This is a genomic window from Aestuariimicrobium sp. G57, from assembly GCF_050110855.1.
In the GTDB taxonomy this organism is placed as follows: Bacteria; Actinomycetota; Actinomycetes; order Propionibacteriales; family Propionibacteriaceae; genus Aestuariimicrobium.
In genome coordinates this window covers 122139-138360 of the sequence record NZ_JBNINW010000004.1, presented here as the reverse complement: position 1 = coordinate 138360, position 16222 = coordinate 122139, and the positions used below count along the sequence as shown (strand labels likewise).

16 protein-coding genes and 4 tRNA genes are annotated in these 16222 nt (G+C 67.5%); 4 read left to right on the top strand and 16 right to left on the bottom strand.

What is annotated here, in order from left to right; genetic code table 11:
* The 13 genes from ACQCX5_RS10695 to ACQCX5_RS10635 form a co-directional block, all read right to left on the bottom strand.
* Entirely contained in the window at nucleotides 1-1095 is a 1095-nt protein-coding gene (locus ACQCX5_RS10695; protein ID WP_434542016.1) for a winged helix DNA-binding domain-containing protein, read from the bottom strand.
* Nucleotides 1096-1189: 94 nt separating this feature from the next.
* Nucleotides 1190-1897, bottom strand: a complete 708-nt coding sequence (gene rplA / locus ACQCX5_RS10690; protein ID WP_434542015.1) for a 50S ribosomal protein L1 — start codon at nucleotides 1895-1897, stop codon at nucleotides 1190-1192.
* 110 nt (nucleotides 1898-2007) lie between these two features.
* Nucleotides 2008-2439, bottom strand: coding sequence for a 50S ribosomal protein L11 (gene rplK / locus ACQCX5_RS10685; protein WP_434542014.1), 432 nt, complete (start codon nucleotides 2437-2439; stop codon nucleotides 2008-2010).
* Nucleotides 2440-2607: 168 nt separating this feature from the next.
* Nucleotides 2608-3441: a transcription termination/antitermination protein NusG gene (gene nusG, locus ACQCX5_RS10680; RefSeq protein WP_434542013.1), complete on the bottom strand. Its 834-nt coding sequence runs from the start codon at nucleotides 3439-3441 to the stop codon at nucleotides 2608-2610.
* A 42-nt stretch (nucleotides 3442-3483) separates the two neighbouring features.
* The gene (secE, locus tag ACQCX5_RS10675) at nucleotides 3484-4053 is read right to left on the bottom strand and encodes a preprotein translocase subunit SecE (protein WP_434542207.1); all 570 of its coding nucleotides are present in this window, start codon (nucleotides 4051-4053) and stop codon (nucleotides 3484-3486) included.
* A 152-nt stretch (nucleotides 4054-4205) separates the two neighbouring features.
* Nucleotides 4206-4278, bottom strand: a tRNA-Trp gene (locus ACQCX5_RS10670).
* 110 nt (nucleotides 4279-4388) lie between these two features.
* Nucleotides 4389-5657: an aminotransferase class I/II-fold pyridoxal phosphate-dependent enzyme gene (locus tag ACQCX5_RS10665; RefSeq protein ID WP_434542012.1), complete on the bottom strand. Its 1269-nt coding sequence runs from the start codon at nucleotides 5655-5657 to the stop codon at nucleotides 4389-4391.
* Between the two features lie 81 nt (nucleotides 5658-5738).
* Nucleotides 5739-6905, bottom strand: coding sequence for a UDP-N-acetylmuramate dehydrogenase (locus ACQCX5_RS10660; RefSeq protein ID WP_434542011.1), 1167 nt, complete (start codon nucleotides 6903-6905; stop codon nucleotides 5739-5741).
* Nucleotides 6902-7312: a MaoC/PaaZ C-terminal domain-containing protein gene (locus tag ACQCX5_RS10655; RefSeq protein WP_434542010.1), complete on the bottom strand. Its 411-nt coding sequence runs from the start codon at nucleotides 7310-7312 to the stop codon at nucleotides 6902-6904. Before ACQCX5_RS10655 ends, ACQCX5_RS10660 begins: the two co-directional genes overlap by 4 nt.
* Nucleotides 7309-7743, bottom strand: a complete 435-nt coding sequence (locus tag ACQCX5_RS10650) for a MaoC family dehydratase (RefSeq protein WP_434542009.1) — start codon at nucleotides 7741-7743, stop codon at nucleotides 7309-7311. Before ACQCX5_RS10650 ends, ACQCX5_RS10655 begins: the two co-directional genes overlap by 4 nt.
* Nucleotides 7744-7825: 82 nt before the next feature.
* Nucleotides 7826-7996, bottom strand: coding sequence for a 50S ribosomal protein L33 (gene rpmG / locus ACQCX5_RS10645; protein WP_434539285.1), 171 nt, complete (start codon nucleotides 7994-7996; stop codon nucleotides 7826-7828).
* A gap of 37 nt (nucleotides 7997-8033) precedes the next feature.
* Nucleotides 8034-8109, bottom strand: a tRNA-Met gene (locus ACQCX5_RS10640).
* 52 nt (nucleotides 8110-8161) lie between these two features.
* Nucleotides 8162-8234, bottom strand: a tRNA-Thr gene (locus ACQCX5_RS10635).
* Nucleotides 8235-8687: 453 nt separating this feature from the next.
* On the opposite strand from ACQCX5_RS10635, the gene deoD reads away from it, so the two are divergent.
* A complete protein-coding gene (deoD, locus tag ACQCX5_RS10630) occupies nucleotides 8688-9398 on the top strand; it encodes a purine-nucleoside phosphorylase (protein ID WP_434542008.1) in 711 nt (236 codons plus the stop codon).
* A 115-nt stretch (nucleotides 9399-9513) separates the two neighbouring features.
* On the opposite strand, the gene ACQCX5_RS10625 is transcribed toward deoD, so the two are convergent.
* Nucleotides 9514-9599, bottom strand: a tRNA-Tyr gene (locus tag ACQCX5_RS10625).
* 87 nt (nucleotides 9600-9686) lie between these two features.
* A complete protein-coding gene (locus tag ACQCX5_RS10620) occupies nucleotides 9687-10199 on the bottom strand; it encodes a hypothetical protein (protein WP_434542007.1) in 513 nt (170 codons plus the stop codon).
* A gap of 73 nt (nucleotides 10200-10272) precedes the next feature.
* On the opposite strand from ACQCX5_RS10620, the gene ACQCX5_RS10615 reads away from it, so the two are divergent.
* Both ACQCX5_RS10615 and ACQCX5_RS10610 read left to right on the top strand, forming a co-directional pair.
* Entirely contained in the window at nucleotides 10273-10764 is a 492-nt protein-coding gene (locus ACQCX5_RS10615; protein WP_434542006.1) for a YajQ family cyclic di-GMP-binding protein, read from the top strand.
* Between the two features lie 63 nt (nucleotides 10765-10827).
* Complete coding sequence (locus ACQCX5_RS10610; protein ID WP_434542005.1) at nucleotides 10828-11688, top strand: class II fructose-bisphosphate aldolase; 861 nt, start codon at nucleotides 10828-10830, stop codon at nucleotides 11686-11688.
* Nucleotides 11689-11807: 119 nt separating this feature from the next.
* On the opposite strand, the gene ACQCX5_RS10605 is transcribed toward ACQCX5_RS10610, so the two are convergent.
* Complete coding sequence (locus tag ACQCX5_RS10605; protein ID WP_434542004.1) at nucleotides 11808-12470, bottom strand: SGNH/GDSL hydrolase family protein; 663 nt, start codon at nucleotides 12468-12470, stop codon at nucleotides 11808-11810.
* A gap of 173 nt (nucleotides 12471-12643) precedes the next feature.
* Between ACQCX5_RS10605 and ACQCX5_RS10600 the strand changes: the two genes are divergently transcribed.
* Nucleotides 12644-16222 carry an alpha-amylase family glycosyl hydrolase gene (locus ACQCX5_RS10600; protein WP_434542003.1) on the top strand — a complete coding sequence of 1193 codons (3579 nt, stop codon included), beginning with the start codon at nucleotides 12644-12646 and terminating at the stop codon, nucleotides 16220-16222.

The window sequence follows — 16222 nt, the reverse complement described above, 5'->3', positions numbered from 1 at the left end:
TCAGTCCACCAACCACGGGAAGTCGCGGTAGAGCCGCTCGTAGGCACCGGCGAGCTTCTTCGTGACCCGCACGCCTTCGAACAGCACCAGTTCGAACGTCCGTTTGCCCGGACGACCCCCGCGCGACCAGGTGCCGAGCACTTGGCCATCGCGCACCGCCGTGCGCCGGAACACGCCGTTGTTGCCGGGCACCAGCAAGTCGTGCTCGAGCTCTGCCATGGCGAACAGCCGGTCCTGGTAGCCCAGGATGAACTCGTCGAAGCCCGGCAGCAGCAACGGCCTGCCGACCTCGTCACCCAGGGCGTCGACCTCGTCGGCCAGCCCCGCACGCCAATAGGCTGGCTCGTCCTCGTCGGAAGCCTCGAGTTGGTCGCGCACCAGGGCCAGCCCCGCCCGCACCTGTTTGAGCGGCAGCTTCGTCCACCACGCAAAGTCACGCACGGTCGCCGGCCCATGGCTGGTCAGGTAGCGCAGCAGAAACTCAGCCGTCGCCGCCGTGACGTCACCGTTGAACCGCAACTCGACGTCGTTGCCGCGTGGCAGCCACTGCGCGGTGGCCACCACGTTCTGGTCGGTGCCGTTCCACGGCCCGTGGACGAGCTCACCGCGGCCGATCAGGTGCGACAGCACGTGGTAGCCGGCGCCGCCGGTGGTCGGCACGCCGACCGCCTGCCAGTGGGCGAACAGTTCGGTGCGCGGCAGACCACGCTCGGTGCCCACCAGCACCTGCTGGGCAACCTCGCTGGCCTGTTCGACAAGGTCTGCCGTCAGGCCCAGTTGCCCACGCCGCGCCGCCTGGGCACGCAGCATCCACCCGCTGGCCAACTCGGTCACCCAGGCCACGTCATCGGCGGCCATCAGGAACACCGTGCCACGCATCGGGTAACCACGCACAAGCTCGCCGCTGTCGAGCGCCTCGATCACCGCCTCGACGGTGCCGCCGGCGGTACGCAGCGCGGCCGAGGCCATGACCCCGGGCAGATCCTGGCCCTGCATCGCGACGTGGGCACGCACGGCGTCCGATGGTGTGGTGAACGGACGGGTCAGCAGGCCCTGGGCGACCAGGCGGGCGCGTCCGAGTGAGGGGTCGGGCATGTGGGTGAGACTACAGCGCACCTGTGACATTCACCCCGGGGACAGCACACGGCCCCGCCCCCACGGTGGGGACGGGGCCGTGGATGCTGTTGGCTCAGGCCTCGTCGGCGGCAGCCTTGTGACGGGCCGGGTCGATGTTGACGCCGGGGCCCATCGTCGAGCTGACGACGACCTTCTTCAGGTAGCGACCCTTCGAGGTGCTGGGCTTCAGGCGCAGGATCTCGTCGAGCGCCGCGAAGTAGTTCTCGTTGAGCTGCTGCGGGGTGAACGACGCCTTGCCGACCAGGAAGTGCAGGTTCGCGTGCCGGTCGACACGGAACTCGATCTTGCCGCCCTTGATGTCCGAGACGGCCTTGGTGACGTCCATGGTGACGGTGCCGGTCTTGGGGTTCGGCATCAGGCCGCGGGGGCCGAGCACGCGGCCCAGACGACCGACCTTGCCCATCATGTCGGGGGTGGCCACGACAGAGTCGAAGTCGAGGTAGCCGCCGGCCACCTTCTCGATCAGCTCGTCGGCGCCGACCTCGTCAGCACCGGCCGCGAGCGCGTCCTCTGCCTTCTGGCCCGTGGCGAAGACGAGGACCCGTGCCGTCTTGCCGGTGCCGTGGGGCAGGTTGACGGTGCCGCGCACCATCTGGTCAGCCTTGCGGGGGTCAACACCCAGCCGCATGGCCACGTCGACGGTCTCGTCGAACTTCGCCGAGGCGCCGTCCTTGACCAGCGCCAGTGCCTGCTCGGGGGTGTACAGCTGCGCGTCGTCGATCTTGTCGGCGGCGGCGTTGTAAGCCTTGCTGCGCTTCATCCTGGTTCCTTTCCATGGCCAGACCGTGATCTGGCCGACCAGTTCCTGGTGCGGGCGCGCTGCCCTGCCAGGTGGGTGCCGGTGCGATCACCGGCGCGGGAATGCGGGGATCAGTCCTCGACAGTGACGCCCATGGACCGGGCGGTGCCGGCGACGATCTTCATGGCCTGCTCAACATCGTTGGCGTTGAGGTCGGGCATCTTGGTGGTGGCGATCTCGCGCACCTGGTCCTTGGTCAGCTTGCCAACCTTGTCCTTGTTCGGGACGGGCGAGCCCTTCTGCAGACCAGCGGCCTTCTTGATCAGCTCAGCAGCCGGCGGGGTCTTGAGCACGAACGTGAACGTACGGTCCTCGTAGATCGTGATCTCGACGGGGATGACGTTGCCACGCTGGGATTCCGTCTGGGCGTTGTACGCCTTGCAGAACTCCATGATGTTGACGCCATGCGGGCCGAGGGCGGTACCGACCGGCGGAGCCGGGGTTGCAGCACCCGCGTTCAAGGCAACCTTGACGAGCGCCGCCACCTTCTTCTTGGGAGGCATGTGGTGGGTCCTTCGTTTGGTTCCGGCTGCAGGCTGCAGCCGGGGTTCATCTGGGGTACCCGGACGAAGCCGGGCGCGGCATGCCCACCATGCGCGGGCACACCACGAATCGCGGCCCCACAGGGAGCCGACTCCCCATCATCCCCCAAATCGGGGCGAGAGGGAAATTCAGAGCTTCTGGATCTGCGAGAACTCGAGGTCGACCGGGGTTTCGCGGCCCAGGATCTCGACCAGGGCCTTGAGGCGCTGGCTGTTCGGGTTGATCTCGGTGATCGAGGCGTGCACACCGGCGAAGGGGCCGTCGATGACCTGCACCGAGTCGCCCACCTGGTAGTCGACGACCTCGACCTTCTTCTTCGTGCGCGGGGTCGGCCTGCCCTGGTTCTCGGCAGCAACCCTGGCCTTGATCGAGGGCGTGAGCATGTTCTCGACCTCGGCGAGGCTGAGCGGCACCGGGTCGTTGGCGTGGCCGACGAAACCGGTGACCGAGGGGGTGTGGCGCACCGTGGCCCACGAGTCCTCAGTCATCTCCATGCGCACCAGCACGTAACCGGGCAGCACCACACGGGTGACCTGCTTGCGGGTGCCATTGCGGATCTCTTCGACCGTCTCGGTGGGCACGACCGTCTCGAAGATGTAGTCGGTCTGGTCGAGCGTCTGGGCGCGGGCGTCCAGGTTCTGCTTCACCTTGTTCTCCATGCCGGAGTAGGTGTGCAGCACGTACCAGTCGCCGGGCTTGCTGCGCAGTTCGGCGCGCAGTTCCTCGAGTGCAGCGTCGAGCAGGGCGTCGGGCTCCTGCTCGAGGGCTGCAGCCTCGTCGTCCTCGTCAGCGCCGCCCTCGACATCGAAGTCGAGGTTCAGTTCCTGCTCGGGGGTCTCGTCGTCGGCACCGAAGTCCAGGTTCAGACCGGTGTCGTCCGACTCGGTCTCGGCGTCGAAGGCACCCAGGTCAATCTGGATGTCATCCCCGGCGATCGGGTCAAACTCGGAATTCTCGCTCACGGCAATCTCACGTTTCAGGTTGGGGACGTCGGGGACAGCCGGTCAGGCCAGCCACCAGAGCAACAATCGACCGTACCCCAGGTCGAGCAGGCTCACGAAGCCAACCACCAGGAGCACGAAGACGAGCACGACGATGAAGTACTCGCGCAGCTGGTCGCCGGTCGGCCAGATGACCTTCTTCAGCTCGGCGCCCGACTGCTTGGCGAAGCCGATCGGGCCGGTGCGCTTCTTCTTCTCGACGCCCTTGGACGACTTGTCCTGCTTCGGGGTGGCGCGGTCCTTCTTGACGGGGGCCGTGGTGACCTTGCGCTTGGCGGGACGCGTGCTCTTTGCCTTCGCGGCGACGGATTCGGCCTCGGCCAACTGCTGCTCGTCGTCGATCACGACGTCTTCGGGGTCACCCTTGTCGGGGGTGTCGTCGACCTCGTCGTCCGCGTCGGTCAGCTCTTCAGCCTCGTCGTCAACCACGATGTAGTCGGTGTCCAGGTCGGCCTCTGCAGCGAGGTCCTCGCCGGCGGGGTCTTCGAGGTCAGCGGGGTCTTCGGTCCCGGCTTCGTCGTCGATGACGTCGCCCGCCTGCTCGTCGTCAAACTCGGGATCGGTGGCCGCGATGCTGTCGTCGGACGCGACGGCCTGCGCGTCAAGCGCATCGTCCTTGTCTTCGGGCAGCAACTTGTCGTTGGTCACATCGTTCCTTCGGTCACGCCAGGTGGCACCTGGGCGGATGCTGGCTGGTCAACAGGACTGGAGACCAGCCTGCATCGCAGGGCAAGAGGGACTTGAACCCCCAACCTGCGGTTTTGGAGACCGCTGCTCTGCCAATTGAGCTATTGCCCTTCGGCGACAGCCCGATGGGTGCCACCAAGAAGAAGAGTATAGGGGCAACCGGCCGCCCGTCGAACCAGCCCACACTCATGGGACCGGGACGACGAGCGCCGGCGCTGGCATCAGGCCTTGTCGCGAAGCTTCTCGACCGCGGCGAGAACGGCGCAGGTGGTCAAGGCCTGCATCGCGGTGCGCAGGTCGGCCTCGCTGGGGAAGGTCGGCGCGATGCGGATGGTGCGGTCGAACGGGTCGTTGCCGCGCGGGTGCGAGGCGCCTGCTGGGGTGAGCGCGATGCCCGCCTGCTTGGCCAGTGCAACCACCCGCGAGGCGGTGCCCTCGAGCACGTCCAGGGTCACGAAGTAGCCTCCTTCGGGGTGGGTCCACCGGGCGAAGCCGTACTCGCCCAGGTTGGCCTCGAGCGTTTCGCGGACGATCTGGAACTTGGGCTCGATCAGCTCGCGGTGGCGGCGCATCAGGGCGCGCACGCCGTCGGCGTCGCGCAGGAACTGCACGTGGCGCTGCTGGTTGACCTTGTCGGGGCCGATCGTCTCGTAGCCGGTCGCCTTGAGGTAGGCGTCAACATTGGACTTCGAGGAGGCGAAGAAGGCGACACCGGCACCCGCGAAGCTCACCTTCGAGGTGGACGCGAACGTGAGCACCCGATCGGGGTGGCCAGCTTCGGCGGCCATCGCGATGACATCGAGGGGACGGGGCTCTTCATCGGTCAGGTGGTGCAGCGCGTACGCGTTGTCCCACCAGATGCGGAAATCGGGGGCGGCCGAGGGCAGCGAGAACAGCGCGCGCGTGGTGTCCTCGTCGTAGACCGCGCCGGACGGGTTGGCGTACATCGGCACCACCCACATGCCCTTCACCGCCGGGTCCTGCAGCAGCGTGGCCACCTCGTCGACGTCGGGGCCGTGCTCACCCAGCTCGACGGGCACCATCTCGATGCCGAGGCGCTCACAGATCGCGAAGTGGCGGTCGTAGCCGGGCACCGGGCAGATGAACTTCACGGCCTGGTCACGCCAGGGCCCCTGTCCCCCGGGCACACCGAACAGCATCGCCTGGGTGACGTGGGCGTACATCATCGTCAGCGACGAGTTGCCGCCCGCGACCAGCAGGTCAGCGGGCACGTTCAGCAGTTCGGCGAAGATCTCGCGCAGGGCCGGGATGCCCTGCAGGCCGCCGTAGTTGCGCAGGTCGGTGCCAGCGGCGTCGTGGGTATCGACGTCAATGGTCAGCAGGTCGTTCGACAGGTCCAGCTGCGTGGGGCTCGGCTTGCCGCGGGTGAGGTCGAGCTTCAGGCCCGCCTTGGTCAGGTCGTCGTACGACGACTGGAACTGGGCATGCAGTTCGGCGAGCTGGGCAGCAGAGAGATCTGTCAAGGTCATGGCCGCAATTCTGCCAGCCGTGACGCGGGTCACGCGCGTGAGTTCACTGCAGAACTCAGAGCGAGAACTCAGAGCGAGAACTCAGAGCGCGCAGTTCACCAGCACAGGCTCGGGCACCAACCGGATGCCGAACGCGGCCTCGACGCCGTCCCTGACCTCGCGGGCGACCGCCAGCAGGTCCGCGGTGGTGGCGTGGCCCCGGTTGGTCAGCGCCAGGGTGTGCTTGGTCGACAGCGATGCCGGGGCCGCCGCGTTCAGCTGCAGCGGGTGGCCCTTCTCGAAGCCGGCGTGGGCAATGAGCCATGCCGCGGAGCTCTTCACTCGTCCATCTGGCTGGTCGAAGCGCGGAGCGTCCGCGGGCAACCTCGCTGCCTCGGCAGCGTCAAGGATCGGGTTGGTGAAGAACGAGCCGGCGCTCCAGGTGTCGTGGTCGTCGGGGTTGAGCACCATGCCCTTGCCGGCGCGGATGGCCAGGACCGCCTCGCGCACGTCGCGGATCGGAGCGCGCTGCCCCACCTCGACACCCAGTGTGCGGGCAAGTTCGGGGTAACGGATCGGCGCCGACAGCGGCCCGACCAGGAACTGGAAGTTGACCTGCAGCACGACGTAGCGCTCGGGGTTGGCCTTGAAGATGCTGTTGCGGTAGCCGAACTGGCAGTCCGCAGGGAAGAACGTCTTGAACTGCCCGGTGGTGCGGTCGAGTGTGCGCACGCGGCTGATCACCTGGCTGACCTCGGCCCCGTAGGCACCGACGTTCTGGATGGGCGTCGAGCCGACCTGGCCGGGGATGCCCGACAGCGTCTCGATGCCGATCCACTCGTTCTCGACGCAGGCTGCGACGAAGTCGTCCCAGTTCTCGCCGGCCTCGACGGTCGCCATGGCCCCGCAGCAGGCCGACGTCTCGGCGGTGATGCCACTGGTCGCGACCTGGATGACGCGGCCGTCGAAGCCGTCATCGCCGATCACCAGGTTCGAGCCGCCGCCCAGCAGCAGTACCGGGATGCCCCGGGCATCGGCGTCGCGCACCGACTCGACCAGTTCGTCGGCGGTGGTGGCGACGACGAGTTCGCCGGCTTCGCCGCCCAGGTGCAGGGTCGTGTGGTCGGCCAGTTTCATGGACGTCGACGTCGCGCCTGCAGTGCGGGCCGGCAGTTCAACGCGTGCCACCTCGCAGGCGGACTCATCCTCGAGGGGGCCGTAGTCGATGACGAGGTCGGTGATGGGTTCGGTGACGGTCTTGTCGTTCACAGTCGTACCTCTGCCTTTGCTGCGCCCAGCACCTTGTCATCACCGCAGGTGGCCTCGATGGCGATGGTGGCGATGCCATTCTCGACCGCGGTGACGGTGCCGCTGAACGTGAGCGTGGTGCCCTCGTCGGTGTCCGGCACCGCGACGGGTCGGGTGAAGCGCACGAAGTAGCTGACGACGTGGTCGGGGCCGCCCGCCCATTCAATGACCCCGGCCAGTGCGGCACCCATCGTCCACATGCCATGGGCGATGACGCCCGCCTGGCCAATGGCGCGGGCGTGGCGGTCGCTGAAGTGGATGGGGTTGAAATCGGTGGAGGCGCCCGAGTAGCGGACGACGTCCTGCCTTGTCAGGTGCACTTCGCGGGTGGGCAGCTGGTCGCCCACGGCAACGGTGTCGACGCTCATGCGGTGGCCTCCCGGGTGTGCATCAGGCTCGAGGTGGCGACGCAAACCTGCTCACCGTCGACGTCGAGGGCGACGCTCAGGGTGATCAGGTCGAGGTCGCCGCGGTTGCGGACCTTGTCGATGGTGGCGGTCGCGTGCACGAGGTCGCCCTCGCGCAGCGGGCGGGTGAACGTGAGCCGCTGGTCGGTGTGCACCATGCGCTGCAGCGCCAGGCCCAGGTCGGGGTCGTCGAAGACGGGCTGCCAGGCCTGGGCTGCGATCACCATGGCAAAGGTGGGGGGTGCGCTCGCCGGTGTGTTGTCGTCGGCGGGCGTGTAATTCGGGTGCGCATCCATGATCGCGGTGCTGAACTCTTCGATCTTGGCGCGGCTGACCCGGTAGGGCCGGTCCGCGGGATAGGTGCGCCCCACATGCTCGGGTGTGATCGCCATGGGGTCAAGAGTATCCGGGTGGGACGGAATGGGCCGCCCGCACGCAGCGGGCGGCCCTGTCAGAAGCCTTTGCGGCGAAACCTCAGCGGGTCTCGCGGTGCGCGGTGTGCGCGTGGCACTTGGGGCAGAACTTCTTCAGCTCAAGACGATCGGGGTCGTTGCGCTTGTTCTTCTTGGTGATGTAGTTGCGCTCCTTGCAGTCCACGCAAGCGAGCGTGATCTTCGGACGGATGTCCGACGACTTCTTGGCCATGATGTCTACCTCTTGTCAGTGTGCTGCCGTGATGTTGTGGTAGCGGAGACGGGACTCGAACCCGTGACACAGCGATTATGAGCCGCTTGCTCTACCACCTGAGCTACCCCGCCGCTTGGAGTGGAGCGGCCCCGGGGTAACGTCCCGGGGCCCCTCCGTATTCCGAGCCCCCATGCGGAATCGAACCGCAGACCTTCTCCTTACCATGGAGACGCTCTGCCTACTGAGCTATAGGGGCAAGCCGAGGAGTAACCTTACCGGACCCTTCACGGCTGCGCAAAACGAGCTCGTCGGGCGAACTGCGCTGCGTGAAGAGGCTAGTGGATCGGTGCCGGGGATGGGAAATCGGGGTGGTTCGCGTCGGGGGTGTGGCTGGCAGGGTCTGTGTGGTCCGTGGTGACGGGCGGGCACCGGACGAGGCATCGCCGCGGGATTGGGGACGTGATCACGCCCCCTGAGGACATGCCGCTCCCCGTCAGGCGCACGCCGCACCCTTTGGGTTCATGCCGCTCCCGCGAGGGCCCGGCCCACAGGGTGCGTCGTGCGCCGAAAGGGTGCGTCGTGCTCCGCAGGGGGTGCGACGCTGCCCCTCGGCTCAATCTGGTTGCCTGACATGCCCTCGGAAGATTCCCGTGCCACAGCCCCTGCCCTAGCGTGGTGACCACAACCCGCCCCACCCGAAAGGCCCACCATGCCCACCCCGCACATCACCGCCCAGCCCGGCGAGATCGCCCCGCTCGTGCTCATGCCCGGTGACCCCCGCCGCGCCCGCCGCATCGCCGAGGGGCACCTGGACAACTTCACCGTGGTCAGCGAGGTGCGCGGTATCGAGTGCTTCACCGGCACCTGGCAGGGCACGCCCATGAGCGTGATGGCCTCGGGCATGGGCATCCCGTCGATCTCGATCTATGCCGAGGAGCTCTACCGCGAGTACGGCGTGCAGCGCATCTGCCGGGTGGGTACGTGCGGCGGTATCGCCGACGATGTGAAGGTGCGCGATGTGGTGATCGGCAGCGCGGCGCACACGAACTCGCAGGTGGCCACGATCCAGGCGCCGGGGCTCACCCTGTCACTCGCCGCCAGCTGGAAGATGCTCTCCGGCGCGGTGGCCGCGGCCGAGAAGGCCGGCATCGAAGCCCGTGTCGGTGCTGTGTTCTCGTCCGACTTCTTCTATGGGACGCGACCTGACATCACCAAGGTGCTGGCCGACCTGGGGACGCTCGGCGTCGAGATGGAGGCGGCCGGGCTGTACTTTGCGGCCGCCCGCCACCGGCGCGAGGCGCTCACGGTGCTGACGGTCTCCGACCACATCTTCCACGGCGGCGAGGACATGACTGCCGAAGAACGCGAGACCATCTTCGAGCGTTCGCTCAGCATCGCCGCGGGCGCGCTGCTGGCCTGAGTCGACCCCGGCCCACGGCCGTCCACCAAACACCCGGCCCCGAAAGACACTCAGGTCCCAGAAGCACTCAGACCCCAGAAAACACTCAGGCCCCGGATCCATCCGATCCGGGGCCTGGTGGCAGGTGTTGGATTTGAACCAACGTAGGACGACGCCGACGGTTTTACAGACCGCTCCCTTTGGCCACTCGGGCAACCTGCCATGCCGGGTGGGTGCCCAGCGATCGACAACGATAGCCCAAAGTGGGCACCCCCATCAATTTGGGCCCCGGCACCGGAAACCTGCGGCTCAGCGGCGCCCCGGTTCGACCCAGGTCTGCTCGTCGCGGAAGACCCCGCGGGCCTCGAGCACGCCCCGCAACTGGTCGACGAGCGCCGCCTCGACGGGCAGTGAGGTGTTCGCGCCCTTGAAGGGGCTGCCGGCTGCCGAGAAGTCGCTGATGCCGCGGTTTCGTCCGGTGACATCGGCGATCAGGTAGGGCGCCTGGCCGCCGAGCAGGCCCGATCCGATGGCCGCCTGCCTGACCGTGTCCCAGGGTGCGGTGAAGTTGCCCAACCGGCCACCGGTTCGTCCGATGCCACCCTCGTTGACGAACACACGCACCTTGGTCAGCTTGTGGCACATGAACCACAGGGCCAGGAACACGATCGTCATGCCGAACGCCACCAACGCGTCGAACAACTGGTTCTTCGCCCCGCGCAGCCCCATCACCAGGGCCATCGCGACCGAGGCCACCGCGAACAGGGCGGCCAGACGTCCCATGGCGCGGTCGATGATCTGCCACTGCATGCGCTCAGTCATGCAGTCAGCCTAGGGCCCTGGTCGGACGAGCCGGGGCCGGGCCGTACAGGCGGCGATTGACTAGCATGGGCCCATGGCATCCGAGAGCTCATTTGACGTCGTCAGCAAGGTCGACCGCCAGGAGGTCGACAACGCACTGAACCAGGCCGCACGCGAGATCGCGCAGCGATTCGATTTCAAGAACACCGATTCGTCGATCCGCTGGTCGGGTGAGGCGATCGAGATGACCAGCAACGGCGAGGAACGAGTGAAGGCCATCTGGGACGTGTTCCAGTCGAAGCTGGTCAAGCGCGGGATCAACCTGAAGGCCGTCGACGCCGGCGATCCGCGCCTGTCGGGCAAGCAGTGGCACATCACCGCGACCACCAGCGAGGGGATCAGCCAGGAGAATGCGAAGAAGATCTCGAAGCTGGTGCGTGACGAGGGCCCCAAGGGGGTCAAGTGCCAGATCCAGGGTGATGAGCTGCGCATCTCGTCGAAGAGCCGCGACGACCTGCAAGAGGTGCAGCGCATGATCAAGACCGCTGACTACGACTTCGCGGTCCAGTTCACCAACTACCGCTGAGGTTGGGCTGCATTCCGTGGGCGGCCGGCTCACGCCGGGGATGGTCGCCATAGCATGCAGGTCATGCTGATCAGCCTGAAGGAAGCCCTCGCATACGGCGAGAAGAACAACTGCGGCATCGCCGCGATCAACACACCCACGCTTGAGTTGCTGCTGGCGACGATCAAGGTGGCCGAGAACCACGGTGTGCCGATGATCGTGCAGCACGCCGAGGTGCACGACCCCGTGGTCTCGATCGACGACATCGGCCCGGTGATGCTCGAGTTGGCCAGGCGCTCCACGGCGCCGCTCGTCGTGCACGTCGACCATGGTGAGTCGATCGACTTCGTCCGGCGCGGGTTCGAGATCGGGTTCAACTCGGCCATGTTCGATGGGTCGCGGCTGCCCTGGGAAGAGAACCTGGCCCAGACCAGACAGGTCGTCGAGCTGGCCAACGAGTACGGCCACGGGGTCGAGGGCGAACTGGGCGTCATGCCGGGCCGCGAGGACGGCGTGGACAGCGCCGAGGGCGTGGGTGACACGTCGCTGTACACCGACCCGGGGCAGGCTGCGGAGTTCGTGGCCGAGACGGGCGTGACCGCGCTGGCGTGCTCATTCGGCACCGTGCACGGCTTGTACAAGGCCGAGCCAAACATCAACTACGACCTGCTCTCGACCCTGCGCGAGCGGGCGGGTGTGCCCATCGTGATGCACGGCGGCTCGGGGCTGAGCCCCGCCGAGTACCGCGAGTGCATCAATCGTGGCGTGCAGAAGATCAACTACTACACCTATGCCGACAAGGCTGCGCTCGAGGCGGTCAGGCAGCTGCTGGCTGACAAGCCCGACACCTATGTGATGGCCCCGGTGACCGTGGCCGCCCGCGATGCCGTGCAGCAAAACCTCGAGGGCCTGGTGCAGTGCCTGTACGAGGGTCAGCTGTCCTGACGATGCCGCTGGGCCGTGGGCCGGTAGCTGACTGCCCCTGAACGGCACATTTGCCCCTGTTTCGAAGCGGGGGCAAATGTGTCGTTGCGTGCAGGGCAGTTTTGTGGACGGGGCCGCGCTCAGGCCAGCAGGTCTCGGACCTTGTCTGCCAACGCCTCGCCGAGGGCCCGGTTGTTCTCGGGCGTGAAGTGGATGCCGTCGACCCCGTCAGTGGTCAGCACCGAGCCGACCTCGAAGTAGTCGACCTTCATGAAGTCGGCCAGGGCGGCGTACAGCGGGCCGAGCTCCTTGGACTTGTCCACCGACTCGTCGTCGAAGATCACGCTGAACCATGGGTGGCCCATCTGGTCTGCGAGCGGCGGGGGCGACATGATCAACAACTTCGGGGCCGGGTAGCCGGTGCCCACCCCACCCGCGCTGCCCAGCACCTGGCCGGCCAGCAGCGACATGCCCACCGCGATGTCCTGCGGGGTGCGGTGAAAGTAGTGCTTGGTGTCATTGGTGCCCAACATGATGATGACCAGGTCGAGCGGCAGGTGGCTGGCCAGCGCCGAGGGCAGGTACGTCGAGCCATTCAGCCGGGGGTCGGTGGGGTCGTCCACGGCGGTGGTGCGGGCGGACAGGCCCTCTTCGATGATGTGGTAGCCCTCGCCGAGCGTCTGTGCCAGCACGCCGGTCCAGCGCACGTCCGGGGCGTAGCGGGTGGTCGGCACCCCCTCGGGTACCGGCACCCAGCCATAGGTCAGCGAGTCGCCGAAGCACATGATGTTCTTGATCGCCATTGATCCTCCAAGGTCAGCATCGTTGCTTGTCATGAACCCTAGTGGGGCTTCTGCCGGCCCGCCGCCGAACAGGGCTGGGTCACCCAGTTTGCTCGACTCGACAAATTTGTCGGACCCATTTGGAATGCTGCTCGCGAGCGATCGCTCGAGCGCCCCTCTGGAGGTCCCCCGCAATGAAGCGCCACCTCGGCCGACCACTGGCCGCCATCCTGTCCTGCCTCGCCATGCTGGTGGGCCTGGCCGTCCCCGCCATGGCGGGCCCGCCAGCACCATCCTCAGCACCCGCCGGCGCGCCGTCCATCGGCGCCGTGCCGACCGCCGCCCCCGACGGCAACGTCGAATGGGACGGGCTGAAGCACGACTCCCGCAGCACCGTCTATCGCACGCCCCAGGGCGCGGTACCCGAAGGCACTGCGGTCACGATCCGGTTCCGCACCCTCCAGAATGACGTCACGTCGGTCGACCTGAGGCTCTATTCGGTCGCCGACGGCCGGGAGCGCGTCGTGGCCATGACCCGGGCCGCCACCGGCGTCAGCTGCTACGAGCCCACGCTGGCTGCCTCGTCCTGCGACTACTGGGAACACACCCTGCCTGCCGACCACCAGGCCGACAACCTCTGGTACCGGTTCATCATCAAGGACGGCGCGAAGACCGTGTACTACGCCGACGACACCGCCGCCCTCGATGGTGGCCCGGGGCGCCCGTCCGACACGGTCGTCGACAACAGCTGGGCACTGATGCTGCACGTGCCGGGCTTCACTTCACCCGCATGGGCACCGAACCAGGTCGTGTACCAGATCTTCCCCGACAGGTTCGCCAACGGCCGGTCCAACAACGACGCCAAGTCGGGCGACACCCGCTATGACGACCCGGTGCTGAAGCTGGCCTGGGGCACCCGGCCCGAGGGCTACTGCCGCAACTACGCCGGCGCGACGACGTCCACGTGCCCGTGGCGTTACCCACCCGTACCCACGTGGGGACAGGGCCAGAAGGAGACGCCCCGCGGACGGGACTACTTCGGCGGGGACCTCAAGGGCGTCGACCAGCAGCTGCCGTACCTGAAGCAGCTGGGCGTGACCACGCTGTACTTCAACCCCATCTTCGATGCCGGCTCGAACCACAGCTACGACACCCAGGACTATTACAAGATCGACCCGTACTTCGGCACCCAGAAGGACTACGACAACCTGATCAAGCATGCCCGCGAGCTGGGCATCCGGGTGATCCTCGATGGGGTGTTCAACCACATGAGCTCCGACAGCCCGATGTTCGACCGCTACGGCCACTACCCCACCGTGGGTGCGTGCGAGTCGGTCGATTCGCCCTACCGCGAATGGTTCACGTTCCAGCCCCAGGCCGGCGGCCCCTGCGCCGGTCCCGACGGCCCCAACACCATGAACTACGAGGCCTGGTTCGGTTTCGACTCGATCCCGGTGCTCACCAAGTCACTGCCGCAGGTGCAGGAATACTTCCTGACCTCGACCGATTCGGTGGCCAAGCACTGGCTGCGCTCGGGTGCGTCCGGTTGGCGCATGGACGTCTCCACCGACGCGTCCTTCCCCGACGGCTACTGGCAGACGTTCCGCGAGGTGGTCAAGGGCACCAACCCCGAGGCCCTGACGATCTCTGAGGCATGGCAGAAGAACTCCGAGACGTTGCGCCAGCTGCGCGGCGACCAGCTCGACACGACGATGAACTACCGACTGCGGGACGCCGTGATCGGGCTGCTCGCGCCGCAGCCCTTCGACGCCAAGGGCTTCCCCGACTCCGGCTACCAGCTGAGCCCCAGCCAGTTCCTCAACCGGCTCTCGTCGGTGCGGGAGGACTACCCGGACGCCGCCTACTACTCGCTGCTGAACATCCTCGACAGCCACGACACCGAACGCATCCTGTGGTCGCTGACCCCGGGGGCCTACGGTCCTGAGCGTGACGCGGCCGCCGCGAAGGCCGCCGGCACCAAGCGGCTGGCCCTGGCCACGCTGATCCAGTTCACCCAGGCCGGCATGCCGACGATCTACTACGGCGACGAGGTCGGCCTGACGGGCGCCGACGACCCGGACGACCGCCGCACCTACCCGTGGGGCAGCGGCCGGGACATGGCCCTGTACAACCACTACGCCGCACTGGCGAAGGCACGCGCGGCCGACCCGGCGCTGACCCAGGGTGACTTCGCCGCGCTGCTCGCCGATGATGCCAACGGCACCCTGGCGTATGGGCGCAAGATCGGCACCCGTGGCGGCATCGTGGTGGTCAACACCGCGACGGTGGCCCGCACGATCACGGTGCCGGTGCGGGGCTACCTGCCCGACGGCACCAAGCTGTCCGCCACGATGACGGCCAACATGGGCCAGGGTGCCACGGCGGTGGTCGCTGATGGGCAGGTCATCGTGACGCTGCCGGCCGGGGCCGCAGCCTGGTTCGCCACCGGCGAGGTCGACCTGTCCGGTCCGGGGGCCACCAGCCTGCGGGTCGGCGACGTGGGCAGCGGCACCGTGGCGCTCGACTGGTCCCCGGTCGAGGGGGCGGTCGCGTACAACGTCTATGGTTCGCCGCTGAGCGGTGGCGGCTGGGTCAAGCTCAACCAGTCCCCCATCACGGAGACGACCTTCACCGCCACCGGGCTGACCAATGCCCAGCGGCAGCACTTCATCGTCCGCGCGGTCGATGCCGCCGGCAACGAGGGCACCGAATCGAACGAGGTGACCGCCACCCCGCGGGCATCGATCGGGTGGGCCAATCTGCAGTGGCCCCCAACCCTGACTGCGACGGTGTCGGCATCGACGCGCTCGGCGGCCGTGTACGGACAGGTCTGGTCCGAGGGGTTGACCGAGGCACCGGGGCAGGCGCCGGGCATCCGGGCCCAGCTCGGCTTCGGGCCACAGGGCAGCGCCCCGGACTCACCCGAATGGGCCTGGCAGGAGGCCGCGTTCAACGTGCAGGCCGGCAACAATGACGAGTACGTCGCCACGCTGCCGCTGACCCGCGCCGGCATGTTCGACTACGTCTACCGCTACTCGACCGATGACGGTCAGACGTGGCTGTACGCCGACCTGTCGGGCCCGGTCGCCGGCAATGCCCCGGCGACGCAGCCGGGCACCCTCACCGTGCTCGATTCTGACGACACCACCCCACCTGCGGCACCGACAGGGCTGGCCGTTGTCACTGCCGGCCCGTCCCAGGTGAGTCTGACCTGGCAGGCCGTGACGGCGGACCCCACCCTGTACGGCTATGAGGTCGGCAGGCGGGCGGCTGGCTCGTCAGACGGGTTCGTGGTCATCGGCTCGGTGACCGGCACCACGTTCACCGACACCAGCGCGGCCCAGGGCAGCAGCTATGACTACGCGGTGCGGGCGGTCGACCAGTCGGCCAACATCTCGCCGTGGTCGGCGCACGTCACAGCCACCGCGGATGCCCGGCAGGTGGACGTGGTGTTCACGGTGACCGTCCCGGCCGGCAGCACACCTGTGCACATCGCCGGTTCGCTGGTGCCTCTCGGCGGGGCGGAGTGGGACCCCACCAAGGGGGCGATGACCCAGCTGAGCGACACCCAGTGGCGCATCACGCTCACCGGCATCGAGGGCGCGAGTATCCAGTACAAGTACGCGCTGGGCAGCTGGGACTTCGTCGAGAAGGATTCCGGCTGTGGTGAGATCGGCAACCGCCTGCTGACGCTCAGTTATGGCAGCGACGGCACGATGAACGTCACCGACACCGTGGCGAACTGGCGCAACGTGTCGCCCTGCGGCAACTGA